25 protein-coding genes and 3 pseudogenes are annotated in these 26441 nt (G+C 70.7%); 17 read left to right on the top strand and 11 right to left on the bottom strand.

Going from position 1 to position 26441, the window contains the following annotated elements; translation table 11 throughout:
* Positions 1-824 precede the first annotated feature (824 nt).
* Positions 825-1655 (top strand): phosphotransferase family protein, encoded by an 831-nt coding sequence (locus tag C8E87_RS36855; RefSeq protein ID WP_133878008.1) that lies wholly within the window; start codon positions 825-827, stop codon positions 1653-1655.
* Positions 1656-1969: 314 nt separating this feature from the next.
* Here the strand turns inward: C8E87_RS36855 and C8E87_RS36850 are convergent, their stop codons facing one another.
* From C8E87_RS36850 to C8E87_RS44020, 4 genes and pseudogenes are all read right to left on the bottom strand, one after another.
* On the bottom strand, positions 1970-2176 hold the full coding sequence (locus tag C8E87_RS36850; RefSeq protein WP_275409039.1) for a response regulator transcription factor: 207 nt from the start codon (positions 2174-2176) through the stop codon (positions 1970-1972).
* 188 nt (positions 2177-2364) lie between these two features.
* Positions 2365-2586: pseudogene (locus C8E87_RS46015) on the bottom strand (response regulator); the annotation flags it as partial.
* Positions 2587-2624: 38 nt separating this feature from the next.
* Complete coding sequence (locus C8E87_RS36840; RefSeq protein WP_166661399.1) at positions 2625-3281, bottom strand: sensor histidine kinase; 657 nt, start codon at positions 3279-3281, stop codon at positions 2625-2627.
* Between the two features lie 149 nt (positions 3282-3430).
* Positions 3431-4609, bottom strand: coding sequence for a hypothetical protein (locus C8E87_RS44020; protein WP_166661398.1), 1179 nt, complete (start codon positions 4607-4609; stop codon positions 3431-3433).
* Between the two features lie 200 nt (positions 4610-4809).
* Between C8E87_RS44020 and C8E87_RS36835 the strand changes: the two genes are divergently transcribed.
* The 4 genes from C8E87_RS36835 to C8E87_RS36820 all read left to right on the top strand — a co-directional run bounded on the left by C8E87_RS36835 (position 4810) and on the right by C8E87_RS36820 (position 9222).
* A complete protein-coding gene (locus tag C8E87_RS36835; protein WP_133878005.1) occupies positions 4810-5325 on the top strand; it encodes a hypothetical protein in 516 nt (171 codons plus the stop codon).
* Between the two features lie 22 nt (positions 5326-5347).
* Entirely contained in the window at positions 5348-5815 is a 468-nt protein-coding gene (locus tag C8E87_RS36830; protein WP_133878004.1) for a hypothetical protein, read from the top strand.
* A 74-nt stretch (positions 5816-5889) separates the two neighbouring features.
* Entirely contained in the window at positions 5890-6807 is a 918-nt protein-coding gene (locus C8E87_RS36825) for a phosphotransferase family protein (protein ID WP_133878003.1), read from the top strand.
* A 261-nt stretch (positions 6808-7068) separates the two neighbouring features.
* Positions 7069-9222 (top strand): MMPL family transporter, encoded by a 2154-nt coding sequence (locus C8E87_RS36820; protein ID WP_133878002.1) that lies wholly within the window; start codon positions 7069-7071, stop codon positions 9220-9222.
* A 21-nt stretch (positions 9223-9243) separates the two neighbouring features.
* Here C8E87_RS36820 and C8E87_RS36815 read toward each other — a convergent pair whose 3' ends face one another.
* Positions 9244-10458, bottom strand: a complete 1215-nt coding sequence (locus C8E87_RS36815; RefSeq protein WP_133879188.1) for an RNA polymerase sigma factor — start codon at positions 10456-10458, stop codon at positions 9244-9246.
* 2 nt (positions 10459-10460) lie between these two features.
* The gene (locus tag C8E87_RS36810) at positions 10461-10796 is read right to left on the bottom strand and encodes a YciI family protein (protein ID WP_239080124.1); all 336 of its coding nucleotides are present in this window, start codon (positions 10794-10796) and stop codon (positions 10461-10463) included.
* A gap of 305 nt (positions 10797-11101) precedes the next feature.
* Here C8E87_RS36810 and C8E87_RS36805 point away from each other — a divergent pair, with 305 nt between their 5' ends.
* From C8E87_RS36805 to C8E87_RS36790, 4 genes are all read left to right on the top strand, one after another.
* On the top strand, positions 11102-11887 hold the full coding sequence (locus C8E87_RS36805) for a class I SAM-dependent methyltransferase (protein WP_133878000.1): 786 nt from the start codon (positions 11102-11104) through the stop codon (positions 11885-11887).
* A gap of 31 nt (positions 11888-11918) precedes the next feature.
* Complete coding sequence (locus C8E87_RS36800; protein ID WP_133877999.1) at positions 11919-12467, top strand: hypothetical protein; 549 nt, start codon at positions 11919-11921, stop codon at positions 12465-12467.
* Between the two features lie 9 nt (positions 12468-12476).
* Complete coding sequence (locus C8E87_RS36795) at positions 12477-13013, top strand: alpha/beta hydrolase (protein WP_133877998.1); 537 nt, start codon at positions 12477-12479, stop codon at positions 13011-13013.
* A 73-nt stretch (positions 13014-13086) separates the two neighbouring features.
* A complete protein-coding gene (locus C8E87_RS36790; protein WP_133877997.1) occupies positions 13087-13437 on the top strand; it encodes a DUF6204 family protein in 351 nt (116 codons plus the stop codon).
* Positions 13438-13488: 51 nt separating this feature from the next.
* Here the strand turns inward: C8E87_RS36790 and C8E87_RS36785 are convergent, their stop codons facing one another.
* A complete protein-coding gene (locus C8E87_RS36785; RefSeq protein ID WP_239080093.1) occupies positions 13489-14337 on the bottom strand; it encodes an NAD(P)H-binding protein in 849 nt (282 codons plus the stop codon).
* 92 nt (positions 14338-14429) lie between these two features.
* Positions 14430-15107 carry an NADPH-dependent F420 reductase gene (locus C8E87_RS36780; protein WP_133877995.1) on the bottom strand — a complete coding sequence of 226 codons (678 nt, stop codon included), beginning with the start codon at positions 15105-15107 and terminating at the stop codon, positions 14430-14432.
* Between the two features lie 78 nt (positions 15108-15185).
* On the opposite strand from C8E87_RS36780, the pseudogene C8E87_RS36775 reads away from it, so the two are divergent.
* A pseudogene (locus C8E87_RS36775) lies at positions 15186-16158 on the top strand (AraC family transcriptional regulator).
* Positions 16159-16590: 432 nt separating this feature from the next.
* On the opposite strand, the gene C8E87_RS36770 reads toward C8E87_RS36775, so the two are convergent.
* On the bottom strand, positions 16591-17223 hold the full coding sequence (locus C8E87_RS36770) for an HAD family hydrolase (RefSeq protein WP_133877993.1): 633 nt from the start codon (positions 17221-17223) through the stop codon (positions 16591-16593).
* A 28-nt stretch (positions 17224-17251) separates the two neighbouring features.
* On the opposite strand from C8E87_RS36770, the gene C8E87_RS36765 reads away from it, so the two are divergent.
* The 5 genes and pseudogenes from C8E87_RS36765 (at position 17252) to C8E87_RS36745 (ending at position 21896) form a co-directional block, all read left to right on the top strand.
* A complete protein-coding gene (locus C8E87_RS36765; RefSeq protein ID WP_133877992.1) occupies positions 17252-18058 on the top strand; it encodes a thioesterase family protein in 807 nt (268 codons plus the stop codon).
* A 260-nt stretch (positions 18059-18318) separates the two neighbouring features.
* Positions 18319-18732 (top strand): YciI family protein, encoded by a 414-nt coding sequence (locus C8E87_RS36760; protein WP_133877991.1) that lies wholly within the window; start codon positions 18319-18321, stop codon positions 18730-18732.
* Positions 18729-19931: an RNA polymerase sigma factor gene (locus C8E87_RS36755; protein ID WP_133877990.1), complete on the top strand. Its 1203-nt coding sequence runs from the start codon at positions 18729-18731 to the stop codon at positions 19929-19931. The genes C8E87_RS36760 and C8E87_RS36755 overlap by 4 nt, the downstream gene beginning before the upstream one ends.
* 25 nt (positions 19932-19956) lie before the next feature.
* Positions 19957-21021, top strand: a complete 1065-nt coding sequence (locus C8E87_RS36750) for a MerR family transcriptional regulator (RefSeq protein ID WP_239080092.1) — start codon at positions 19957-19959, stop codon at positions 21019-21021.
* Positions 21022-21078: 57 nt separating this feature from the next.
* A pseudogene (locus C8E87_RS36745) lies at positions 21079-21896 on the top strand (dihydrodipicolinate synthase family protein).
* 91 nt (positions 21897-21987) lie between these two features.
* Here C8E87_RS36745 and C8E87_RS36740 read toward each other — a convergent pair.
* The gene (locus tag C8E87_RS36740) at positions 21988-22530 is read right to left on the bottom strand and encodes a dihydrofolate reductase family protein (protein WP_133877988.1); all 543 of its coding nucleotides are present in this window, start codon (positions 22528-22530) and stop codon (positions 21988-21990) included.
* Positions 22531-22708: 178 nt separating this feature from the next.
* On the bottom strand, positions 22709-23827 hold the full coding sequence (locus tag C8E87_RS44750) for a hypothetical protein (RefSeq protein WP_203720577.1): 1119 nt from the start codon (positions 23825-23827) through the stop codon (positions 22709-22711).
* Positions 23828-24154: 327 nt separating this feature from the next.
* Here C8E87_RS44750 and C8E87_RS36730 point away from each other — a divergent pair, with 327 nt between their 5' ends.
* A complete protein-coding gene (locus C8E87_RS36730) occupies positions 24155-25165 on the top strand; it encodes a LacI family DNA-binding transcriptional regulator (protein ID WP_133879186.1) in 1011 nt (336 codons plus the stop codon).
* On the top strand, positions 25162-26418 hold the full coding sequence (locus tag C8E87_RS36725; RefSeq protein WP_133877987.1) for a sugar ABC transporter substrate-binding protein: 1257 nt from the start codon (positions 25162-25164) through the stop codon (positions 26416-26418). Before C8E87_RS36730 ends, C8E87_RS36725 begins: the two co-directional genes overlap by 4 nt.
* Positions 26419-26441 lie beyond the last annotated feature (23 nt).

The raw sequence follows: 26441 nt of genomic DNA, 5'->3' as shown, positions 1-26441 counted from the left end.
GTTCGGTGAAGGAAGGCTGCCAGGTAGACCCTGGCGACAGGCGCTGAGCGCCGTCCAGCCCCGCGACGCGGAGGCTCCGGTGGCGCGGTCGACAGCCTGCTGCTGTTCGGTTCGGGCCAGTGCCCGCGCGTCCCCTACGTGGGCGTCGACGCCGGCCACGGTGAAGGCCGCTTCTCCAGGAGCCGTTCTCTCACGGTTTCCCACTCGGCCCAGTCCCGGTTGCAGAGGTCTCGCCACACCTCCAACCCGCCATAATTATCGGATTACCAATACCTGCAATCCGATAATCCCAGAACCGGGCATAACGCGGTTACACCATAATGACTGCTATGTTGTATCCCTATATTCGCGTAGGACTTGAACGGCAGGTAGCTCGCTGACGAGCACGAAGTCCGTCTCAGGAAGCTGCGTCCCGGGAGGGACCGCTTCCATAGCGAGGACCCTGCTCTGCATGCGGCGTTCTACCCGGACGTCATCGCGGCGGCGAGCCTTTCTGTCACACACCAATGGCAAGACGACGTCCTACAACCCGCGCCGTCGCGCGAAGGCATACGCCCTCCTCGGGGCGACGACTCGGGTGGACATTCCCTTCCGGCTGCGGCCGCAAGTCATCGCAACCCGCTCCACGACTGGATCGACCCCGAGGACCGCCGCGCACGCCTCAGCAGCGACCAACCCGATTTCGCTCCTATCAGGCACGGCGGAGCAACCGCCGGGTGGAAAGTCCGATCGATCCGATGAACCCAGCTCGACGGAGGTCAGCCGCGCGAACAGGACACCGAAATGCGGCTGCTACGCCACGGCCACTGAACTACGGTGCTCCGATGCAGACATATGAGACTGAGCGGGCAACACGGGCAGCCAAATCGAGCGCCACCTCTCTTGGCCTAACCGCCCACGACGCCGATGTCCTGCACAACTCCAACACGCTCACCCTGCGGTTGCAGCCCTGTGACGTGCTCGCCCGGGTGGCTCCGGCCGCGCACCAACGCGCCCAGCTTGAAGTGGATGTCGCTCAACGGCTGGCCAAAGCCGGAAGCCCGGTGGCCGCGCTCGAATCACCTCAGATATTTGTCCGAGGAGACTACGTTGTCACCCTCTGGACCTACTACGAACCAGCGTCTACTCAGCCGATCCCCGACGCGGAGTACGTCTCCGCGCTCGAACGTCTGCACGCCGGAATGCGTGGAATCGACTTGCCCGCCCCACACTTCACGGACCGGGTTTCCGCGGCCCAGACACTGGTGGCCGACCACGCCCGAACGCCGGAACTGGCTGCCCCGGACCGGGTCTTCCTCTCCAGCACGCTGAACCACATGCGACGAGCGGTCGCTGAGAGCGGTCGGGCCGAGCAACTCCTGCATGGCGAACCTCATCCCGGCAACCTGATCTCGACCCGGACCGGCCCTCTGTTCATCGATTTCGAGACGTGCTGCCGCGGGCCGATCGAGTTCGACCTGGCCCACGCGCCCGACGACGTCGGGGACCGCTATCCGGGTGCCGATCACCAGCTGCTCCGCGATTGCCGGGCCCTCATGCTGGCGATGATCACAGCGTGGCGCTGGGACCGCGACGACCAGTTCCCCGACGGCCGCCGACTCGGCATCAAGTGGCTGAGCCAGCTGCGGACAGCAACGGCCAATCTGGATGGGTAAGCCAACTCGCTTTATCGACAGAACGTCTGGCGGTCTCGTTCTGCCCTTATCAGATACAACGGGACAACAGTCGCGGGGACGCCCGATGGAACTGACGAATCCCAGCTCACAGGGGTGCCCACGTGTCATCTGAAACGGAACCGGACAGGGGGCGCCGGCAAGAAACGCGTCACCAGGTTCCATCGCCGGGCAACGTGAGCCTGGGGTCGATGCTCACTGCGATCCCCAAGCTGCGCGCAGCAGCGAGCATCGGTCGAGGGCACGCCCGCGTGGTTCTGCGCTACGGCGACGGCACTCGGTCACGGTCTTGTCGATCAGGATTCTTGGCCGAATCCGGCGGCGAGGGCCTTCGCGACGACCGCGGTTCGGTCCGGCACTCGGAGCTTCGTCAGGAGGGTTGACACGTGGTTGCGTACGGTCTTCTCGGAGAGGCCGAGTCGGCGCGCGATCTCACTGTTACGACTGCCGCGGGCGACCAGCTCGAGGACCTCACGCTCGCGGGCGGAGAGTTCAGGAAACACGCGAGCCAGGGACTCACGTCGAGCGCGGGCGAAGAAACCGCCGACGCGTTGGGCCACCGCCGGGTCGTAGACAGCGCCGCCGCGGGAGACGTCGATGATGGCGCGGACGATGTCGTCCCGCTCGGCTCTCTCTTGTGCAGGTAGCCACGAGCCCCGGCGGCGAGCGCACCCTCCACGCGTGCATCGTCGAGGTATTCGGTGAGGATCAGCACGCCTAGGCCTGGGTGGTGGGCGAGCAGCAGCTCGGTGGCTGCGATGCCGTCGAGGCCGGGCATCTGGATGTCGGTCAGCACAACGTCGGGCCGGTGGTGGTTGACCACGGCGAGTAGCTCACGCCCGTTGGTTGCCTCGCCGACGACCGTAACCTCGGCGACCGCCTTGAAGCTGGACCTCAGGCCTTCGCGGGCCACGAAGTGGTCGTCGGCGATGACAATCCGTATCGGTGTGGTCACGGCTCCTCCAGGCGTAGCGTCGCGGTCACTGTTGTGCCGGTGGGCCCGATGTCGAGGTCCAGCTTCCCGCCGGCGCCTGCCGCGCGTGACCGCATGGACGACAGACCGATTCCTTCGGGAGCCGAGCGGCCGCCGCTGCCGTCATCGCTGACGGTAAGGACGAGGTCGTCACCGTCGACGGCCAGCTCGACGTCGATCCGGCTCCCGTCGGCATGTCGGGCGGCGTTGGTCATTGCTTCGATTGCGATGTGGTAGGCGGCCTCCTCGACCTGCGGTGACAGGACCGGCAAGAGCTCGGCGGTCACCGTCACGGTTGGCCCCGACGCGGCGACGGTGTGACCGCGAATGGCCGGCACGAGGCCCCATTCGTCCAGTGCGATCGGCCTCTGAGCTGCCGCGATGCGCCGAGTCTCCTCGTTCGCGTCGCGGACCGCCGTTCGCATGGCCGCGAGCTGCGTACGTGCGGCATCGGAGTCTCCCGTGCGCAGGGCGTCGTCAACGCCGGTCAGCCCCATCCTGATGCCGAACAACCGGGAGAGCAGGCCATCGTGAAGCTCATGGCGTACGCGTTCACGCTCGGCGCGGGTGGCAGTGAGCACCCTCCGGTGTTCCACCTCGAGCGCGTCGGCCAACTCCAGCGCCCTGACCGCCACAGCGACAGGCGGAGCGAGCGCTGTCAGCAGGTGCCGGTCAGCGTCGGTGTAGGTCTCCCCGGGCCCGCGGGCCGACACTCGAAGCACACCGAGGTCACGCCCGCCCACCCGCAGCGGCAGGGACTCACCGTCCGGGCTCTCGGTGCCGATCACGCCGAGCCGGCGATCATCGGGCCCGACCACGCAGGCTCCGCGGCGTTCACCGCCTGCTGCACACCGGTCAGCAGCGCGGCCAGCAGGTCCGGCCCAGGTGCCACGGCCACATGATCGCCCAGTCGGGTCACCGCCTGGAGCGGATCGCGACGTTCCCCGTAGAGGAGACGGTCGGCGGCCCGTTGCAGCCACGCCCGGGCCGGCGCGAGACCGAGCGCCACAGCCAGTGCGGCCGCGATGCCAGGCCCCGCTGCTCTGCCGCTGAGCGCCACGCCCCCGAGGGCCGCAGCCATCAGGTAGAGCGCGGCGATGGCTGCGGTCAGTGAGCCATAGACCACCGACCTTCGGATGATCACGTCGATGTCGTACAGCCGGTACTTCAGGACGGCGACCGCGATAGCCGCGGCGAACGCGACGACCGTCAGGGGGGAGAGCAGCTCATGGATCCGGCTCGGAAGAAAGAAGCCACCGACGACGCCCTCGGCCGCCAGCAGAATCCCCGCAGCCGAAACCCACTTCAGCTGTTGGCGCTCGTCCCCGCGGGCCTGGCGGAGGCGTACCAGAAGGGCGGCGGCGCAGGCACAGCACAGGAGAGCGAACGATAAGCCGATCGCTATCACCACGACGGGCGGAACGAGCCCGGTGGGATTGCGGATGGTGGGGAAATACTCCAGCGGACCGAGGCGGAGCGGGCTCAGCACAACGAGGACCACTGCCGCCCCGGCGGCGGCCCAGCCGACCGGACGCCATCGCGGGGACGGTAGCCGGCCGTCCGGAAAGAGAAGGAACAGCAGCGGCAGGAGAGGGAAGGCGAGGGCGTAGTTCCAGGACGCGAACCAGCCGGTCGCCAGGCCTGCGGGCAGCGAGCCAGGCGCGTGCTCCAGGGCGTACCTCGCGTAGTGATGGGTGAAGTCGTTGGTGCTCCAGACGAACGCGACGCCGGTCAGCAGCCAGCCGATCGGGTTGGCCGGTCGACGGGTGGCGAGCAGAACCCCCACGATCGCCAGAGCCGCAGTGATCAACGAATTGTCGACCAGATTCAACAGCCACGAGTGGCTGGAGGTCGGGTCAGGGATCGCGCGAGTGAGGACGGCGAGGATCGCCGTACCGACAAGTTGGACGACGGTGAGGGCACAAAGGCCCCACGCGGTCCAAGTCCTGATGCCGCTGCTCATAGGTCCTACCCCGGGTCGCCATATCCGATCCAGTGTGAGGCCGCCCGTGTCCCGGACTCCACCGTGAATGTCCCGGCGGCTCCGGGCACAGTGTCCGGTCCCGCCAGGACATCAGCTCGGCCGGATGGGCCGCCGGATGCGTCACCTTCGAGATGCAGCCGGCGGCGTGCGCTACCGGCCAGCTTCGAGGGGAGAAACCCATGTCAGTGTCCGAGGAACAGCAGAGGACGGCCCAGGACCAGCAGCAGGATGGGGTCGGCGCCGCGCTGGACATCGTGTTCGACGTCGCGAAATGGCTCGTCCAGAACTCGGGTGCCGTCGGAGGCCTGTGGGCGCAGATGACCCACGGCGTCACCAACATCAAGGAGTGGGTCAACGAGACCAACTACGAAGTGGAGGTGTGGAAGCTCGACGGAGGATTCCGCCGTAAGGACCACTTCCGCATCCCGCCACGGCAAACGGTGCACGCTGAGCTGTGGGTCTCGTGGGCTGACAACGAGCAGCAGTACGCCGACCACCACGTGACCATCGTGGTGGGCGGGCAACCGCTGGCGTACCTGCACCAGAGCGGCAAGCTGGTGCGGTTCAACACCGTCGAGGAGTTCGCCGACGGCGCTGTCGGTGTCCCCGGAGCCTGCGGTGCAGGCGGGGACCGCCGCGCCGTAATCGGCGCTGACCCTCAGGGCCGGCGCGGCTTCATGATCAGCACCCTTTAGCGGCCAGCCGAAAGGAGGAGACATGACGTTGCCACTGAACCGGAAAAACGAGGGCGGGGTCGTCACGTCCGAAACGTTCAATCTGACCCGCATCACCACGGTCCTCACCGCTGTGGTCGCCGCGTTCGGCGCGACCGAAGTCGGCGGGCCCGAGGGGCTGAACTGGGCCGGCCTCGACTCGACCCAGCGAGTGGCACTCGTTGCCGCAGCGATCGCGGCAATCACGGTGATCACCTGCGCGGACATTCTCGGCAGGTCGATCGCATGCGGCAAAGCGGAGAACGCCCGGGTCCATTGCCTGTCCAAGGCCCATCCCGCGAAGATCATGGTCAACGACCGGCGGGTCGAAGGCCAGGTCCTCGCGATGCGGTCAAGCCCAACACCACAGGTTCTGTTCTGGGACCCGCATGAGCAGCCCGGCGAACAGCCCGGTGTCTCATGGAAGGACCTGAACGCGGTGCAGTTCTACGAGCGAAGGAACGGTTTGTGACACCACAGGCATCGAGTGGCTGACCCGACTACACCACAGACCGCGTGAACCGGCAGGCGACATTACGATGCGGCGTGGCTTTTACACCTCGAACGGCGTGGGCCGGCACGCCGGAACCCGTACGCAGGGCTGTCGCCGACGCGCTGGGGGCCGCGATCGTCGGGCACACCGACCTGCACGGTGGCATGTCACCCGGTCCCGCCGCCCACCTGCGCCTCGCCGACGGGCGGCAGGTGTTCGTGAAGGCCGTGTCGGCCGAGGTCCGGGAACACAGTCACCGCATGATCGCGCGGGAGTCCACGATCCTCGACGTCCTCCCGGTGACGGTGCCGGCACCTCGCCGGCTGGCCACCGTCGAACACGGGCCGTGGATCGCCATGGCCACCACCTGGGCCACCGGGCACACCGGCGAGCTGTGGACCGACACGTCGATCGCCCTGGCCGCGCAGGCCTGCCGGACCGCGAGCGGGCACGCGGCGCCGGTGAGCCTGCCGCCCGTGGCCGACCGGCTGTTCGACTTCGACGGGTGGGCCCGTCTGCTCGACATCGGCCCCGGCGACGAGTGGGAGGCAGCCCACGCCGAACAAGCCGCCGGCATGGTGGCGGGGTGGCAGGCGTGGACGGCCGGTGGTGCCCTGGTGCACCGCGACATCCGGCTCGACAACACGGCAGTCGACGCGGAGGCGGGAACGGCCGTGCTGCTGGACTGGGCGTACGCGGCGGCCGGCGCACCGTGGATCGACCTCGCTCAGCTGGCAGCGGATGTGGTCGCCACCGGACACGTCCTCGGTCCGGTGGCAGCCACCGGGCGCGCGTACCGGCTGTTGCGGACGTTGCCGCCCGAGGCCTCCCGCTTCGTCGCGGGGCTGGCCGGGATGTGGCGTATCCGTACGTCGCCGATCCCGCACATCACCGCCTGGCGGCGCGCCCGGGAGGCCGCGCTGCGCCCGCTGCTCACCCGCCTGATCGCCGACCTCCGGCAGGTTGCCTGAAGCCGCGGCTGTCTCCGACGGCGTGGAATTGCCGGCCGCGGACGCCCGGCGGATCTGGTTACGGGCTGAACGCCTCGACGAGCCGTCGCCGTGACCGACCTGAAAACCGACCATGGCCGCCGGGCAGTTGCCGGCGCGGCACCGGACGTGGACACCCGGCGGTGACGAGGTTCGGGCAATTCCTGTTGGCTCCTGTCACTTGAGCCCCAAGTCCGGCCGAAGCTGACCTGCGCGGCGGCGAACCCGAGGAACGTGAGCAGCATGGCTACGTTGCTGTACCGGGTGGGCCGGTGGGCGTTCGGCCACCGCGGGACCGTGCTGCTCGCCTGGCTGGGGGTGCTGGTCGCCGCCGTGACCGGCATGGTGCTGCTGCAGCAACCGGCCAGTGACGCGTTCAGCATCCCCGGCACACCCGCCCAGCGGACCGTCGACCTGATCGCCGAACGGTTCCCGCGGGCCGCGGCGCCGGCGTCGGGCGCCACCGCGCGGGTCGTGTTCGCCCAGCCGGGCGGGGGTGAACTCGACGACGACGCCGCGGCCCGCGCGGTCGACGCGCTCAAAGGCGCCCCGCTGGTCGCCTCGGTCACCGACCTGGCACCCAACGCCGACGGCACCGTCGCCTACACGCAGGTCACCTACAGCGTGCCCCCGGACCGGATCACCGGCGAGGCCCGGCAGGCCCTCGACGACGTGATCATGTTCGCGCGGGCCGACGGGCTGATCGCCGAGGTCGGCGGCGACGCCGTGCGAACCGCCGGGCACGCCCCGTTCGGGGAGGCGTTCGGCATCGTCGTCGCCGGTCTGGTGCTGCTGGCCATGTTCGCCGGCTCCGCCGCCGCGGCCGGGGTGCCGCTGCTGACCGCGGCCGCCGGGGTGGCGCTCGGCTACACCGGGATCGGCATCGCCACCCGTTTCACCGAGCTCCCCAGCGCCACCAGCACCCTGGCCATGATGGTCGGCCTGGCCGTGGCCATCGACCACGCCCTGTTCATCGTGTCGCGGTACCGCACCGAGCTGACCACCGGCCGCGACCGGCAGGAAGCAGCCGCACGGGCTGTCGGCACCGCGGGCAACGCCGTCGTGTTCGCCGGCCTCGCCGTGATCATCGCGTTGTCGGGGCTGGCCGTGACCGGCATCCCGTTCCTGACCCGGATGGGCGTGGCGGCCGCCGGCACCGTGGCCGTCGCCGTCGTCATCGCGTTGACGCTGCTGCCGGCGCTGCTCGCCTACGCGGGGGCAAGGATCACCCCGGCCCGCGTACGGGATCCTTACGCCCGTCCCCCGGCCGGGGTCCGCTGGGCCCGGCTGATCGCCCGCCGCCCCGTCGTGGCCCTGCTCGCGGCGGTGCTCAGCCTCGGCATCATCGCCATCCCCGCGTACGATCTGCGCCTGGGCCTGCCCACCGACGCCGCCGCCGTCGACGACACCACCCCACGCCGGGCGTACGACCTGCTCTCCGACGGTTTCGGGCCGGGCTTCAACGGGCCGCTCACCGTCGTCACCCGGCCCGGCACGTCGCTGGAGGGCCAGCCCGGCGTCGCCATGGTCATCCCCGGCGCCACCAACGACGCCGGCGACACCGCGATCCAGACAGTTGTCCCGGCCACCGGGCCCGAGGACGCCGCCACCGTCGACCTCGTGCACCGGCTCCGCGGGACGTACGGGGTGATGGGTGTCACCGGCACCACCGCCCTCAACGCCGACATCAGCGAGAAACTCGCCGACGCGCTGACGCCGTACCTGGCCCTCGTCATAGGTCTGGCGTTCCTGCTGCTCGCGTGGGTGTTCCGGTCACTGCTGGTGCCGTTGACCGCCACCGCCGGGTTCCTGCTGTCGGTCACCGCGACGTTCGGGGCACTGGTCGCCGTGTACCAGTGGGGATGGCAGGGGTTCCTGCTCGGCACCACCCAGACCGGCCCGATCATCAGTTACCTGCCGATCCTGCTCATCGGCATCGTGTTCGGCCTGGCCATGGACTACCAGGTGTTCCTGATGACCCGCATACGCGAGGACCACGTGCACGGCGCCCCCGCCCGCCAGGCCGTCGTCTCCGGTTTCGGCCACGGCGCCCGCGCCGTCACCGCCGCCGCGCTGATCATGACAAGTGTGTTCTTCGGGTTCATGCTCGGCCCCGAAGCCATCTTCAAACAGATCGGTTTCGCCCTCGGCGTGGCGGCCCTGTTCGACGCCGTCGTCGTCCGCATGACCCTGGTCCCCGCGGCGATGCTGCTGCTCGGCCCCGCCGCGTGGTGGCTGCCCCGCCCCCTCAACCGCCTCCTGCCCGACATCGACGTGGAAGGCGGAAAACTGGCCACCCCGACCCCGCCCCGCCACCAGCACGCCGAACCCCGCCTGCCCGACGAGGACAACACCGCCGAAACGGATGAGCCGGTGAGCGCCTCCGGCACCCGATGAACCGTCACAGCCACACGAGCTTCAGGTTGTCCCACCGACCTCGTCCAGGCGTTTGCGCAGATGGGCACGCTCGGGCTCGGTCACGGCCAGCTCCAGAGCCCTCCCGTACGCCACCACCGCCTCCGCGGCACGCCCGGCCCGCCGAAGCAGGTCCGCGCGCGCCGCGTGCAAAGGCGCGTAATCCCGTAAACGCTCCTCACCGCTCAAAGCGTCCACCAAACGGAGACCCGCAACCGGCCCGTCCCGCATCGCCACGGCGGCGGCCCGGTTGAGCGCCACCACCGGCGACGGGGTGAGGGCACACAACACGTCGTACAAGGCCACGATCTGCCGCCAATCCGTGGTCGCCACATCCACGGCCTCCACGTGCAACGCCGCGATCGCCGCCTGCACCCCGTACGGGCCCGCCGGGCCACCGGTCAACGCCCGCGGCACCAGAGACAACCCCTCGGCGATCATCGCCGTGTCCCAACGGCCCCGGTCCTGATCGTCGAGCAGCACCAACGCGCCGTCCGGGCCGACCCGCGCCTCCCACCGGGCATGCACCAGCAGCATCAACGCCAGCAAACCGGAAACCTCCCGCTCGGCCGGCAACAACCGCCGCAGGATCCGCACCAGCCGGACAGCCTCCTCAGCCAGGTCGGCCCGCTGCGTCGCATACCCCTCGGTGAAAATCGAGTACAGCGTCTGCAAAACCCCCGGCAGACGCTGCGGCAACTCGTCGGCACCCGGCACCCGGAACGGGATCCGCGCCTCCCGGATCTTCCGCTTGGCCCGCACGATCCGCTGCGCCATCGTCGCCGCCGGCACCAGATACGCGCGGGCCACCTCCGCCGTGCTCAACCCGGCCAGGCACCGCAACGTCAACGCGCCCCGCGCCTCCTCGGGAAGGGCCGGATGCGCGCATGTGAAGAACAACTGCAACCGGTCGTCCGGGAAGTCCGCCCCCTCCGGCAGCTCGGTCACCGAGTCCACCCGCATCAGGGCCAGCTTCGCCGCGTACACCCGATCACGCCGCAACCGGTCCACGGCCTTACGCCGCGCCGTCGCCATCAGCCACGCCCCCGGCCGCTCCGGCACCCCGTCAACCGGCCAATGCGCCAACGCCGCCTCAACCGCCGCCGACGTCACCTCCTCAGCCAGATCAAGATCGCCGAAGCGGCGCACCAGGGCAGCGAGCAACCGGCCGTGCTCCTCCCGGAACACAGCCTCCACCACCCCGGCAGCCGCCCGCATCGTCACGCGCCGAAATCAGCCACGGGCCGCACCACCACCGAGCCGCCACCCCACGACCCCGGGCACCGGGCCGCCCACTCCAACGCCGCGTCCAGATCCGGCACGTCGATCACGTAGAACCCACCGAGCACCTCCCGCGTCTCCGCGAACGGACCGTCCACCACCGTCCGCGTCCCGTCCCCGGCCACACTCACCGTCGTCGCCGTCACCAGATCGGCCAGCGACTCCCCCGACACGAAGATCCCCGCCTCCCGCACGGCCTTGTCGAAAACCTGCCAATCCTCGACCTCACACACCGGCTCCGCCCCACCGGCGACCCCAGCGTTGATCAGCAGCATGTACTTCACGATCACCCTCCAGCAATTCCCGCACGGCCCGTCGCCGCACACCCTCACGACGGACGGCGCCACCCGCCATCGACACCCGGCCCCAACTTTTTTCTCGAACAGAAGCACACCCCCGATCCCGTACGCCTCGTCGCCGCCCCCAACCGCACCAACCCCGCACCCGCGGCACCTCGCGACCCAGGCGGGGCGAAAGCCCCGTAACGCGAGCTCCGGCCGTGGTGCCACAAGAACACACCACCCGGCTCGCCGAAGGAAATGGGTTGTTGACAACGACCGGGGGAACGCAGGATCGGGGCATGATGCGACCGGAAATCCTCGACTACTACCAGCAAGGCGGCGAACGGCAACGGCTCACAGCCGGCACCGGGCGGCTCGAGTACCTGCGTACCCGCGACGTCCTGGCCCGGACCCTGCCCGCCGCTCCCGCAACGGTGCTGGACGTCGGCGGAGCCACCGGGGTCTACGCACAACCGCTCGCCGAAGCCGGCTACCAGGTCACCGTCGTGGACCCCGTACCGCAGCACGTGGCCGTCGCCCGGACACTCGACGGCGTCGACGCCCTCGTCGGGGACGCTCGGGACCTGCCCGCACCCGACGCGAGCGCCGACGTGGTGCTGCTCCTCGGACCCCTCTACCACCTGCAGGAACGACCCGACCGGGTAGCCGCCTGGCGCGAAGCCGCACGCGTGCTCCGCCCCGGCGGACTGGTCGTGGCCGCCACGATCAGCCGGTTCGCGTCACTGTTCGACGGGTTCGTGAAAGGCTTCTTCGACAACCCGGCGTTCCGGCCCATCGTGGAACAGGACCTGGCCGACGGACGGCACCACAACCCCGACGACGTGCCACGCTGGTTCACCAGCGCCTACTTCCACCGGCCCGACGAAACGGCCGGCGAAGTGGCCGACGCCGGCCTCACCCTGCGACGCGTCGTATCAGTGGAAAGCCCGCTGTGGATGTCCCCCACCGCCCTCGAGAACTTCCTCGACGAACCCACACTCCTGCTCGAAATGCTGCGACACGTCGAGGACGAACCTAGCCTGCTCGGCGCCAGCAGCCACCTCCTGACCGTGGCGGTCCGCTGAACTGTCGCAGGGTTATGGCAAACTCCCGGCCGTGGCTGACGACAAGGGTGGGCTCGAAGCCCGGGCGTTGATCGCGGTGGACGGTGGCAGCTGGTCCGGGCTGCTGTTCGACAACCCGGTGATCGGGCTGCCGGCGGCACTGACATGGGCGTGCGTGCTGCCCCTGGCGCCCATCGACGGCGAACCGGCAACACTCGACCTGGAATGGCTGCCGCTGCCCGTGTCCGACTGGCAGAGCGTCACCGGACTCGAAGTGACCGGCGCCTCGTTCGCCGAACCCGTCGAAGCCTCCGTACGGTTCCGCGGCCACCACCGCTACGACCGCGTCACCGTACGGGTCACCGAACAGGACGGCCCCCGCATCCGCATCACGGCAACACTCGCCGGCGACCTCGACGGGCTCGGACCGGACGAGTTCACCGTCGACGCCTGGCTCGCCTTCGCCGGCATCACCGTGCAGCTCAACGACGTCACCTCGGCCACGGCAGCACTCGAACGACTCGCCGGATTCGTCGACACCACCGCCCTGACCGAGGTCGACGATCCCCGAGGCATCGCGTTCCGGTTCCAGCCCCGCTAGCGTCTGCGCATGGCCGACGCCGTAGTGATCCCCGGAAGCAGACACGGCAGCGCCGCGGGCCTGCTCACCTACGCGGGAGACGTGCCCGCGTTCCGGGGCGCCACCGTGCACCGCCACGACTGGAACGAGCAACACCCGGCCGAACTGTTCGAACCCGCCACCGAAACCTGGGTGTGCTCCCAGGTACGGCCCGTGCTGGACACCCTGACCGGCCAACCACTGCTCATCGGCAAATCCCTCGGATCGTTCGCCGCGGGCCTCGCCGCCGAACGCAGCCTGCCCGCCGTCTGGCTGACACCCGTGCTGACCGTCCCCTGGGTGCCCGCGGCCCTGCACCGCGCAACCGCACCGTTCCTGCTGGTCGGCGGCACAGCCGACAAACTGTGGGACAGGAGCCTCGCCCGCCGCCTCACCCCGTACGTGGTGGAGGTACCCGCAGCCGACCACGGCATGTTCGTACCCGGACCACTGACCGACACCATCGCCGTGCTCGCCCGCCTCGTCGTCGCCATCGACGAATTCCTCGACGAGATCGGCTGGCCCTGAGTAAACCGGTTTCGCCCCGCCCCGCCGGAGCCGATACTGACCCGCGGCACCACCACGACGAAGGGTGAAAAACATGAGCCGCGCCGTCCGCGTCACCGTACGAGGCAGCTTCGACGGTCTGTCGGCCGAACAGATGGCATCGCTGATCGCGGTCGCCGCCGACCACGACTTCATGAACACCCAATACACCACCGACGGATACCTCTCGTACGACCTGCCGGCCCGGCCCTTCTTCACCTTCCGTTTCGCTGAACAAGCCGCCGACGCCGACGAAGTGCCACAAGCCGCGATGCGCGCACAGATCAAAGCCGAGGACTGGATGGCCGAACACGGCTACCCCATCAAGAACGTGACCACCCAAGCCGTCGACATGGCCGAAATGCCCCTCGGCAAACGAGGCCGGCGCGAAGCATCACGCAAATAACCCAGGCGCGGTCGCCCCCTCCCCGGTGACCATGTCGGGGTCGGGCACATCTCAAAGCCGATGGAGCACGATGCGCTTGCTGCTGTCCGCCGGCAATGACCAGGCACGCTCGACGTCGTGCAGCGGGACAGGGTCGGGCTCCACCGCATACGCGCCGTCAACGATGGCGGCGGCAACAGCGGGGATCTCGGCAGTCATGGTGACGCCGGTCAGCGATCCCTGGCCACTGCCGAGGACCTGAAGCCTCGTCGAGCGCAGCGCGCCGGCCGGCAACGTCATTCGCGGCCCGGCCATCTCGCCCAGGTTCACCCAGGTAAGCAGGCGCGCCGGGTCGGCCCGGTTCGACACCATCGCAGCCATCGCCTCGGCTGCCGGCTCTCCCCAGAGGAAATCGAGCACGATGTCGATCCCGGCGCCGATCCCGGCGATCGTCTCCACATCACCGGTCACGGCGGTCGCGGTAGCGCCGGGCAACGCCGCGAGCCGTTCCGGATCCCGGCCCACAGCAACCACCTGATCCGCGCCAAGCCGGCGGGCCACCCGCACCGCCATCCGTCCGGTGCCACCGGTAGCCCCCAGGACCAGCACATTCTGTCCGGGCCGCATCGAGATCCGCTGGGTGAGGGCCAGCCAGGAGGCGATCACACAGTTCAACGTCGCAGCGATGGCCAACGGGTCGGCGTGGGCGGGCAGGACGACGCTGCGCCGCGTGTCGATGACCGCCCGCTCGGCCATCGAGCCGTACCTGCCGTTCAGCGACATGAAGTACCAGAGCCGGCCGCCGGCGTCACGGCCGACGCCATCGATGCCCGGCACAAGCGGCAGGCCCGAACCGGCACTGGTGTAGTGCGACCCGCCGGCCTGCATGCGGACCCGAGGATGCAACCCGGCAGCCAGCACCTCGACGACGATCTCGTGCGCGCCGGCCGGCTTCGGGTCGGGGAACTCCAGGTACCGAGGGGCTGCGCCGTATGCGGTGACGACCGCGGCCCTCATGACAGGTCCGCCTTCTCCAGCAGCGCGGCCAGATCAGCCGCGGAGGCGGGGCGGCCCGGCGCGGCGAACATGCCGTCCGGATCGAGATGGGCCAGTTGGGCGGGCGTACCCGGCGCGAACCGGCGGCTCTCGGCGAGCGGTCCCACGTCGTACGCGTCGAAGCCGAGCGAGTCGATCAGGACGGCGACCGCCGCCTTGGCCGTTGCCGAGTCACCCGCGATGGGCACGGCGCTGCGGCCGGGCGCGCCGGACGGGCGGGCAAGTTGCGGCAGGTGCCGGAAGAACACGGTGCTGAACGCCTTGACCACGTACGCGTCCCGCAGGTGAGCCTGCAAGAGCAGGTACGGCGGGATGCCGCCGGCCTCGATCTCGGGGACGACGCCCTGGCGCGCCGGGTCGTAGTTGAGCGTGTCGATGACGACCCGGCCGTGCAGCGCCTCGACCGGCACCTGCCGGTAAGCGCGAATCGGGATGGTCACGACGACCACATCACCGGCCCCCGCCGCCTCGGTGGTGGTCGCCGCGCGGGCCCGGGAACCCAGCCGGGCCGCCGCCTCCCGCAGGCTGTCCGGACCGCGGCTGTTGCTCAACACGACGTCGTGCCCGGCCGCGACGGCCAGCTGCGCGAGCGCGCCACCGATCCGTCCGCTGCCGATAAAACCGATCGTTGTCATGATCCGAATCTAGGCCGCCCCGGCCGTACCTTCTATGCTGGAAAATCCGCCGTTTGTTCGCGATCGTCCGGAGGCATGGTGGACCCGCTCAGCGAGATACTGGCGCTGCTCAAGCCGCGCAGCTACATCACCGCCGGATTCGACGCCGGTGGCGACTGGGCGCTGGAGCTCGACGACCTGGCCGGCCGGATCAAGTGCTACGCGATCGTCAAAGGTTCCTGCTGGCTCACGATCGACGGCGCCGCCCCGGCGCCGATCCCGGAAGGCGCCTGTTTCGTGCTGCCCACCGGCCGGACCGCCGTCATCGGCAGCGCACCGGACATCGCACCGGCGCGTTCCTCCGTGGTGCTCGATCCCCACCGCAGCGGCGAGATCGTCACCTACAACGGCGGCGGTGACGTCTACCTGGTCGGCAGCCGCTTCGAAGCCGGCAGCCCGCACGTCGAACGGCTGCTGCACACCCTGCCCCCGCTCATGGTGGTCAGGACCGCCGACGACCGGGCCCGGCTGCGCTGGTCGATCGAGCTGATGATGGAGGAGTTCCGCGAACCCCGCCCCGGCTCGGCCCTGATAGCCCAGCAACTCGCGCACATGATGCTGGTCCAGGCGCTGCGCCTGTACCTCGCCGCGCCGGCCCGCGACGACGTCGGCTGGTTCGCCGCGCTCGCCGACCCACAGGTGCATGCCGCGCTCGCAGCGATGCACGCCGACCCCGCCCGCTCCTGGACCGTACGGGAACTCGCCACGACCGCCGGCATGTCCCGCACCACCTTCGCCGAACGATTCCGAGCACGCGCCGGCGAAACCCCGATCGCCTACCTGGCCCGGTGGCGGATGATGCTCGCCGCCGAGCGCCTCCAGCAGGGCAACGACACCATCGCCCGGATCGCCGGCTCCGTGGGATACGAGTCCGAGCACGCTTTCAGCACCGCGTTCAAACGCATCATGGGTATGCCCCCGCGACGCTACGCCGGATCCGTTCAGCTGTAACGGCTCCGCCGGAAAAGCGCTGAGCGCCGAACGAGACGCGACGGCCCGGAACAGACGCTGATCAACGCTCAGTCCTCAGCGTTGCCTTCGGTCTGAACAACGGACGGCCGCAGGCCCGCCCGATCAACGACACGCTCGCCAGCCGCCACCCAGCAGCCGCGACGTCAGCATCGGAGGCGGCTGAGCTTGTTTTGTCTGGTCGGGAGCGAGAGCGGCCCGGAGGGTCGCTCTTCGTCTGTGCTCTTGATCTCTGTGTGTAGGGCATCCTAGGAAGATAGGATGTTAGAAGGAGCCTGGGGAGCCATGTCGTCCGACAGGCCGGTCCGCCTCGCTGGTCTGCAACGGTGCCCAGCGAGGCACAGGCATCGGGATATCCCCGCCGTTTCATGTCGGGGCCGGTCGAAGGACAGGGTCTGATCGACCCTGGAAGCTCACAACGTGCACCGGCAGGGGTGCCCTGGCCAACCGGAGCGGCGGTGCGTGGACGACAAGATCACCGCGGCCTCACGTGGGGCAGCAACTCCCGGAGATCAGTGACCACATAGGTGGGCCGCGCCGACGGCGGCACCGGCCGGCCCGTACGGTTGACGTAGGCGGTCGCGATCCCCAGCGCCGCCGCCCCCGCCAGGTCGGAGTCCGGGTTGTCGCCCACGTGCAGCACATCGGCGGCGGCCAGCCCGAGCAGCGACAACGCCATCCGGAACGGCTCCGGCCGGGGTTTGTAGGCCCGCGCGTCCTCGCTGGTCACGACGTGGTCGGCGGTCACGCCCAGCGAGCGGAGCAGCCCGGACAGGTGGTCGCGGTCGGCGTCCGACACCAGGCAGACGGGCACTGTGAGGGCGGCCAGGAACGGCGCGGCGTCAGGGAAGAGCTCGTACGACGACACGGGCGCGCCGGGGAGGCGTACGCGGAAATGGTCCTCGGTGGCGGCCAGCGCGGACGCCTCCAGGTCGGCGAGCGTGCGGAACGCCGGGCCGTGAGCGCCGTCGGCCAGGGCCCACAGGTGTTCGTCGTAGACCCGGGCGACCTCCGAGACGGGCACGCCGGCGAACGAGGCGAACGGCGATATGTCGGCGACGTCGACGACAAGTGTGCCGAACACATCAAGCAGAACCGCTTTGAACACCGGCCGATCCTAGGGCACGGTGAAGGACGTGAAGACCTTCAAGGAAGCGACCGCGGTGGTCGCCAAGGACGGGGCCCTGGAGGCCGAGCTCGACGCCGTCTGGGCGGTCGGCGACAAGCTGCACGGCGGCTACCTGATGGCCGTGCTGGGCCGGGCCGTCGAGACCCGCGCCGAGCATCCGCACCTGGTGGCGATGACCACGACGTTCCTGCGCCCGCCTGCGGCCGGCCGCGCCACCGTCACCGTCGAGCTGCTGCGGGCCGGGCGCACCGCGGGGCAGTACCGCGCGCGTCTCGAGCAGGACGGGCAGCCGTGCGCCGAGGCGCTGGTCACCCAGGGTGTGCTCGACGCGTCGGCGCCCTGGTGGGGCCGGGCCGAGCCGCCGGCGCTGCCGCCCGAGGACGAGTGCATGCTCCTGCCGTCGCAGGCCGCCGGCACGCCGTTCCCGGTGCCGCTGCTGGACATCGTGGAGCACCGGCTCGACCCGGCCGTGCTCGGGTTCGCGGCGGGCCGGCCCTCACAGCAGGGACGTACGGCGGGGTGGGTGCGGTTCGCCTCGAACGAGGACTGGGACCCGCTGAGCCTGCTGATCGCCGCCGACCCCGCTCCCCCGATCTCGCTGACGCTCGGGTTGACCAGCTGGGCGCCGACGCTGAGCCTGACCGCGTACGTGCGCCGCCTGCCCGCCCCGGGCCCGGTGCGCTTCACCATGCGGTCCAGCGAGATCACCTCGGGGCGCATGGACGAGATCGTCGAGGTGTGGGACTCGGCCGACACGCTCGTGGCCCAGGCGACCCAGCTCGCGGCCGTACGGGTCCCGGACCCGGCCGCGTGACGCGCGGGACAGCACCGGATTGCGAGATCGTTCAGGGTTCCTGCTTCGCACACCGGGGGGATTCTTGAAGCGCTACGCACCGGCCCTGCTCGCGGCCGGGTGTGGTGTCCCGTCGGTGGGCATCCGCGCCGCGGGCGGAACCGGCGCGCCGCAGGCGGGTGCACCTGAACATGGCGAAGCTGAAGAGCGCGGGTTGTCGAAATCGGTGGGCCGGGTCCGTTCCTCCGGGTGACAAGACCGTACGAGCAATGGAGCCGCGCATGCCGAAGTACATCCTCATCGTCGACCACCGTCCCGGCGCCGTGGACACCCCCATGGAGCAGTGGGAGCCGGACGACGTCAAGGCGCACATGGACTACTACGCCGCGCTGCGCCGGCAGCTGCTCGACTCGGGCGAGCTGGTCGACGAACAGGCGCTGACCGGCCCCGAGCACGCCAGGGAGGTCACCAGCGACGGCGGCCCGCCCGTGGTCACCGAGGGCGTGTTCCCCGAGTCCAAGGAGTTCCTGGCCGGGTTCCAGATCGTCGAGGTCGCCGACGAGCAGCGCGCCTTCGAGATCGCGGCCAAGGTGTCAGCCGTACCCGGACCGGGTGGGGTGCCGTTGCGGCAGCCCATCGGCGTACGCAGGGTGATGGACGCCGACGACTTCCGGCAGCTGCACCCGGAGTTGTGAGCCCGGCCGGCCCGGTCGACGACCTGCTGCGCGCCCTCGCGCCGCGGGTCGTCGGCGTGCTCACCCACCGCTGCGGCGACTTCGAGGCGGCCGAGGACGCCGTGCAGGAAGCGCTGATCGTCGCGCACACGCGCTGGACGGCCGACGGTGTGCCCGAGAGCCCGCGCGGCTGGCTGCTGCGGACGGCGTCGCGCAAGCTGCTCGACCAGCTGCGCGGCGACCAGGCCCGGCGGCGGCGCGAGATGCAGGCCGCGCTTCGTGAACCGGGCGGGGAGGCGTACGACCGGGACGACACGCTCGACGTGCTGATGCTGTGCTGCCATGCGGCCCTCAACGACGCCGCGGCGGTGGCGCTGACCCTGCGCGCGGTCGGCGGCCTGACCACGGCCGAGATCGCCCGCGCGTTCCTGGTGCCCGAGCCGACCATGGGTCAGCGGATCAGCCGGGCCAAGCAGCGCATCCGCGGGGTGCCGTTCGACGCGGCGGCGCAACGGCTGCCGGCCGCGCTGCGGGTCCTGTATCTGATCTTCAACGAGGGGTATGCGAGCGGCGGTGACACCGTGCACCGGGTCGAGTTGTCGGCCGAGGCGATCCGGCTCACCCGCATGGTGTCCGCCCGCCGGCCCGGCGACGCGGAGGTGTCCGGGCTGCTGGCGCTGATGCTGCTCACCGACGCGCGGCGGCCCGCCCGCACCGGGCCGGACGGTGAGCTGGTGCCGCTGGCCGAGCAGGACAGGTCGCGGTGGGACCGGGAGCTGACGGCCGAGGGCACGGCGATCCTCGACGCGGCGTTCCGGCGCGGGCAGGTCGGCGAATACCAGCTGCAGGCGGCGATCGCGGCCCTGCACAACCGGGCGCCATCGGTCGGCGCGACGGACTGGCCGCAGATCCAGGCCCTGTACGCGATCCTGGAGCGCATGACCGCAAGCCCGGTGGTCACGCTGAACCGGGCGATCGCGGTGGCCATGGTCGACGGCCCGGCGGCGGGGCTGCGGCTCGTCGACACGGTCGCGGCACAGTTGCCGGGGCATCACCGGGTGGCGGCCACCCGCGCGCACCTGCTCGAACTGGCAGGCGACCGCGACGGCGCCTTCGGGCAGTACCGCATCGCCGCGGCCGCGACCACGAGCGAGCCGGAAAGGCGGTACCTGACCTTGCGGGCGGCGCGCCTGCACGCCCGTACGGGGAAGCGGTCTTGACCTTGACCTTGGGGCAAGGGCCAGCGTGGGGCGTGCCGGTCGCGGTGACCGGCACGAGGAGGACGTCGCCGTGGGTCTGCTGACGATCGGAGCGTTCGCGCGCGCGGCCGGGCTGACACCCAAGGCGCTGCGGCTCTACGACCAGATGGGGCTGTTGCCGCCCGCCGCCGTGGACGCGGAGTCGGGTTACCGGTTCTACGACGAGGCGCAGCTCGCGCGGGCCCGGCTGGTGGGGCGGCTGCGCGGAATAGGGATGCCGCTGGCCGAGATCCGGTCGGTCTGCTCGCTGCCGCCCGCCGAGGCCGCCGACGCGGTGACAAATTTCTGGCGGCGGGTCAGCGCGGACACCGCAACCCGGGCCCGGCTGACCTCCGACCTCGTTCAGCACCTGTCCGGAAAGGACACCAGCATGAACGACTTCCGTTTCGCGGCGGCGATCGACCCCGGCACCGCGCGCGACAGCAACGAGGACCGGGCGTACGCGGACTCCGGGCTGGTCGCCGTGGCCGACGGCACTCGGGGACCGTACGGCGGGCACGCGGCCGAGGCGGCTATCGAGGCGTTGAGAGGACTCGCGGGGACGTCCCTCGGCGAGGTCGAGAACGCCGTGGAGGCCGCCGACCGGGCTGTCCGGGCCCTTCCCGCCGACGATCAGCCGGTGACGACCTTGACCGCGCTGGTGCGGCACGGCTCCCGGCTGGTGCTGGCGCATGTCGGCGACACCCGCGCCTACCTGCTGCGCCACGGGGAGTTGACGCTGCTCACCCACGACCACACGTGGGTGCAGGCTCAGGTCGACCGGGGCGAACTGGACCCCGCGGCCGTCGCCGGCCACGAGAAGCGGGCGTTGCTCGTACGGGCCCTGGGCTGGGGTGAGCACGTCGAAGCGGACCTGGCACTGCGGACGGTGCTGCCGGGTGACCGTTATCTGCTCTGCTCGGACGGGCTGCACACCGTCGTCACGCGCGCCGAGATGAGGGAGGCGATGGCCGGTGAGCCGCGGGAAGCCGTCGACCGGCTGATCGCCGCGGCCCGGCGGGCGGGGGCCCTCGACAACCTGGCCTGCGCGGCATACTTCAGCGTTGCTTAACAATAGCCGAGCGCAATTAAATGGACCTTACCCGTACGGGCTGACACCGTGGCCGGCATGATGCTGAGTGGCCTGTACGTCCGTTGATCACCCCGTTCGCCGCCGACGGTTCGGTCGCCCTCGCGGCCCTGGAGCAGCTGGCCCACGATGTGCTGGACGGCGGCGCGGCCGGATTGGTGGCCCTCGGCACGACCGCCGAGCCGTCCGCGCTGTCCCCGGCCGAGCAGTCGGCGGTGCTGGAGTTGCTGGGCCGGGTCAGCCGCGACCGCTCGGCCCAGCTGATCGCCGGCGGCCCGGTCACCCCGGAATCGGCGACGGCCGCGCTCACCCTGGTGCCGCCGTTCGTGCGGCCCGGTGAGGACGGGGTGGTCGCGTACCTCGCGTCGGTGGCGCGGCGCAGCCCGGTGCCGCTGGTGGTGTACCACGTCCCGTACCGCACGGCGCAGCCGCTGTCGGCCGGGGCGCTGCGGCGGATCGCGGCCCTGCCCGGGGTGGCCGGGATCAAGCTGGCCGCCGGGGGCATCGACGCCGACGTGATCGCGCTGATGGCCGACCCGCCCCCCGGCTTCGCGATCCTCGGCGGCGACGACGTGGTCATCTCCCCGCTGCTGGCCCTCGGCGCGCACGGCGGGATCCTGGCCTCGGCCCACATCGAGACCGGGGCGTACGCGTCGCTGATGTCCGCATGGGAGCCGGAGCTGGGGCATCGGCTGGCCCGGTTGTCGGCGGCCCTGTTCGCCGAGCCCAACCCGACCGTCATCAAGGCCGTCCTGCACGCCCAAGGCCGCGTCCCCACCCCGGACGTACGGCTGCCGCTGCTGCCCGCCGCGCGCGAGTCCCTCGCGGCCGTCCCGTTCCCGTCGCCACCCGCCTGATGCCCCCTGAAGCCGAGCCGGAGTTCGAGGGGTTCACCACCAACCAGGCCGGCTACGGTGTCAAGAAGGTGGGTCTGTAGCAGCGGCCGGGTTACCTGCGGACGCGTAGCCGGATGGTCGGGACGGGGCCGGTGGTGGACGAGATCTCGTCGAGCGCCACGAACGTGCCGCCAGGGTGGCGGAACAGCGGGGTGCCGTCGCCGAGCAGCACGGGGGCGACGAAGACCAGGATCTCGTCGAGCAGGCCGGCGGCCAGGCACTGGGCGGCCACGTCGGCGCCGAGCACACACGCGTAGAGGTCGCCGGCGGCCGCCAGGGCGGCGTCGACGGCCGTGGGCAGGTCGGTCACGAACGTGACGCCCGGCGGGGAGGTGGCGGGCGGGTTGTGGGTCAGCACGAACTCGGGACCCGACCATTGGCCGTTGAAAGCGCCCTCCTGGTCGGTGCCGGCGTTCGGGTCGTCACCGCCGTAGGTGCGCGCGCCGGTCAGCAGCGAGCCGACCTGCTTCCACAGGCCGTCGGCCGTCTCGTGCGGGCCGGTCTCGGGCAGCCGGGTCATCCAGCTCATGTCGCCGCCGGGGCCGGCGATGAAACCGTCGAGGGACATCGTCGCGGAGTACAGAAGTTTCGCCATGGTCATTGAGACGGTACCGGCGGCGGAACCTCATCGGTCGGGTTCGAGCGGCAACCGGAACCCGGAGAACAGCGCAGTGGTGTGGAAGGCATCGATCTCGGTGAACCGGCCATCCGCGCAGGGTGGGGGCGGCGGGCTGACCGTGCGAGCAGTGCACGGTCAGCCCGCCGCGGTGACGTCATCCGAGGCGGCGGCGCCGGGTCAGCAGCAGTGCGCCCGCGCCCAGCGCGAGCAGGGCCAGGCCCGCGCCGGCCACCGCGAGGGCCGGAGCGCCGGTGACCGGCAGGCCGCCGCCCTCGCCGCCGTCGCCGTCGCCGGGCGCCGGGGCCGCGGTGCCGCCGCCCGTCGACGGCTTGCCGGTGAAGTCGAGCTCGAACTGCACGACGTTGTTGGACGGGTCGCCGCCGACGCCCGGCGGGTAGTCGAACACCGATGCCGTCATCGTGACCTTCTTGCCCCAGAGCTCGCTGTCGGCCGGCACGGCCAGCTCGCGGGTCGCGCGGGTCTCCTGCCCCGGGGCCAGCTTGGTCTCGGTGCCGCAGAACATCGGGCCGGTCGTGTCCTGGAAGCAGCTGACCTTGGCCGGTTTGAAGCCGTAGAGCCCGAGCCCGGACGGCTTGCCCGACTCGAAGAACACGGCGTTGCCCGCGGCCACGTCCAGCGGGCCGTAGTTGTGGAGGACGTACGTGTACCTCACGACGTTCTTCGGGCCGGACGGGCCGGAGATCTTCTCGACCTTGATGCCGACGTCGCTGGACTGCACAATCCGTACGGTGGTCTCGCTGTTCGCGCTGACCTGCGTGCCGTCCTGCTTCTCGGCGGTGGCGGTCGTGCTGATCGTGACCCGGCTCCCCACGGCCCCCTGCACCCGCAGGAGCAGGTTGAAGGCGTAGCTCGGCTCCCGGGTCGGTGCGGCCACGGCCACGGCGCAGGTCACGGTGGAGGCGGCTGCCTCGCAGGGTCCGTCGGGGCAGGCGGCGTTCCCGTCGGGCCCGCATTCGGTGCGCTCGAAGGTGACACCCTGGGGCAGCGTCGTCACGACCCGGATGCTCTGCGGGACGATGTCCTGGTCGGCGCCGATCAGGATCGAGGCCGACAGGGATTTGCCGCTGGGAATCTGGTCGGAACTGGTGATGAACGCCGTCAGCCCGTCGGCGGCGTGCGCCGGGGCGGCCAGCCCTGTCAGGGTCAGCGCGAACGCCGCGACAAGAACACCGATCCTCCGCAGGGCGCTGCCGGCAGCCCTCCGCTGCTGCCGGTCGCGCCCACGGGTCTCGGCTCCGCTTTCCATGATCATGGCGCGGGACGATAACACCGTTTCCCGGCCGACGCCGCCCGCAAATCGGGCAGCCGCCGCGGGCTCCGTCACATACCGCCCCGGCACCCGGGCTCTGAAGCCGAAATGAAACACCGCCCGCCTCTCATCGCGCCGCCTGGAGTCGATCAACAGGACGACCGTGCGTCCCAAGGGGGCCGGTCTCGTCGGGCGGCGCGAACACGGCCGCCCCATAGAAGACCCCGGCCGGTCCGATCCGGGCGATTTGCGGATAGTCGCGAATGACGGATCCGGCCGGCGCTCAAGTTTCGCCCCCATGACAACGGGGTTACGGTCCGGGGCGTGGCGATGAAAGCGCTTTCAAAGGCGACCATCTATCAGGTCGCCCAGCTCGCGGGCGTCTCGATCGCCACCGTGTCGCGTGCTCTGCGCGACTCCGACCTGGTCACGCCGGAGACGCGGGAGCGGGTGCGGGCCGCCGCCGAGGAGCTGCGGTTCACGCCGAGCCGGCCCGCCCGGTCGCTCGCCGAGGGGCGGCACGCGGCCAACGGCATCGTGTTCCCCGACCTGGTCGGGCCCTACTACGCCGAGGTGGTGCTCGGCTACGAGGCGGCCGCGGCGGCGCTGGGCAGCAGCGTGCTGATCCTGGCCACCAACGGGCGCCGCGACCCGGCCGCCGCCGTCCGCGAGCTGGCGGGGCGGGTCGACGGGCTGGCCGTCATGGGCCGCACCGTCGACGACGACGTGGTCACCGGCATCGCGAGCACCGGGCTGCCCGTCGTGCTGCTCGCGCGCGACCCGGTCGACGGGGTGGACACCGTCCGCACGGGCAACACCAACACCGCCCGCGCCCTGGCCGAGCACCTTCTCGGCCACGGGCATCGCGCGATCACGTTTCTCGGGGACCCGAGTTCCTCGCCCGACGTGGCCGGGCGATTTTCCGGCCTCAAGGCGGCGCTCGCGTCGAAACAGGCCCACCTGACCCTCGTACGGGGAACCGGGCTTGATCTTGATGCGGGGTGTGCGGCCGCGCCGGAGGTGCTGGCGAGCGCGCCCGACGCCGTGGTCTGCGCGAACGACGAAATGGCGCTGGGTGTGCTGCTCGCTGCCGAGGAAGCCGGGCTGCGGGCGCCGCAGGACCTGGCCGTGACCGGGTGGGACGACCTGCTGGCGGCACGTTTCGCCGGGCTGACCACCGTACGGCAGCCGATGCGGGAACTCGGCGCCACCGCCGCCCGCTGGCTGGACAAACGCATCAACGAACCCCCATCTCAACGGACCGCGGCGCGCCGGCGGATCCTCGCCACCGAGGTGGTGATCCGGCGCAGCTGCGGCATGCACGAGGAGGTGCATCCATGAGACATCGATGGCTGGCCGTCGCCACGAGCGCGGCCCTGGTTGCGGGCGTGACCGCGGGATGCGGACGCGACTCCGGCGGCGGCGAGGAAGCCGCGCGGGAGGTCGCCGCGGGCAAGGCCACCGGCGAGATCACCGTGTGGGCGATGGGCACCGAGGGCGAGAAACTGGGCGAGTTCGCCAAGGCCTTCACCGCCGAGAACCCCGAGGCCAAGGTCAGCGTGACCGCGGTGCCGTGGGACTCGGCCGGACAGAAGATCACCAGCGCGATCGCGGCCAAGGCGACCCCGGACGTGTCGATGATCGGCACCACGATGCAGGGTGAGATCGCCAAGACCGGCGCGCTCGACCCCACCCCGGCCGACCTGTTCGCGAAGGAGTCGTTCTTCCCCGGCGCGTGGGACACCACGGTTGTCGACGGCACCGCGTACGGGGTGCCGTGGTACGTCGAGACGCGCGGCATCTTCTACCGCACCGACCTGGCGCGGAAGGCCGGGTTCCCGGACGGGCCGAAGACGTGGGACGACCTCAAGGCCATGGCCAAGGCGATGCAGACCAAGGCCGGCGCGAAGTGGGGCATCAACCTGCAGCCCGGCAAGACCGGCAGCTGGCAGTCGATCCTGCCGTTCGGCTGGTCCAACGGCGCCGAGATCGCCGGCGACGGCAAGTACACCTTCGACACCCCGCAGATGACCGAGGCGCTGACGTACTACCAGTCGTTCTTCACCGAGAAGCTGTCCCCGGACGACCTGCCGCAGGGCGCGCTCGAGCCGGCGTTCGCCAAGGGCGAGATCGGCTCGTTCATGTCCGGGCCGTGGCACGTCGGGATCCTCAACGACCAGGGCGTCAAGGGCAAGTTCGCGGTGGCGCCGATGCCGTCGAAGCAGTCGTCGACGTCGTTCATCGGCGGCAGCAACATCGCCGTGTTCAAGGACGCCAAGAACCGCGACGCCGCCTGGAAGTTCATCCAGTGGCTGAGCAAGCCCGACGTGCAGGCCAAGTGGTATCAGGCCGTCAGCGACCTGCCCGCCGTCCGGTCGGCGTGGGACGACCCGGCCCTGAGCGGCGACGCGATGCTCAAGGTGTTCGGCGAGCAGCTCAACTCGGCCAAGGCGCCGCCGTCGTTCCCGACCTGGACGCAGGTGGCGGCGGCCTTCGACGTCGAGGCCGAGAAGGTGTGCGTCGGCGGGTCGGATCCCGCCGCGGCGCTCAAGGCGGTGCAGAGCCAGGCTGATTCCATCGGTACGGGCTCGTGACCGCGGTCCTCACGGAGCGTTCG

Origin of the sequence: Paractinoplanes brasiliensis (genome assembly GCF_004362215.1) — a bacterium.
GTDB lineage: Bacteria > Actinomycetota > Actinomycetes > Mycobacteriales > Micromonosporaceae > Actinoplanes > Actinoplanes brasiliensis.
This window is presented reverse-complemented; position numbering and strand designations above follow the sequence as displayed.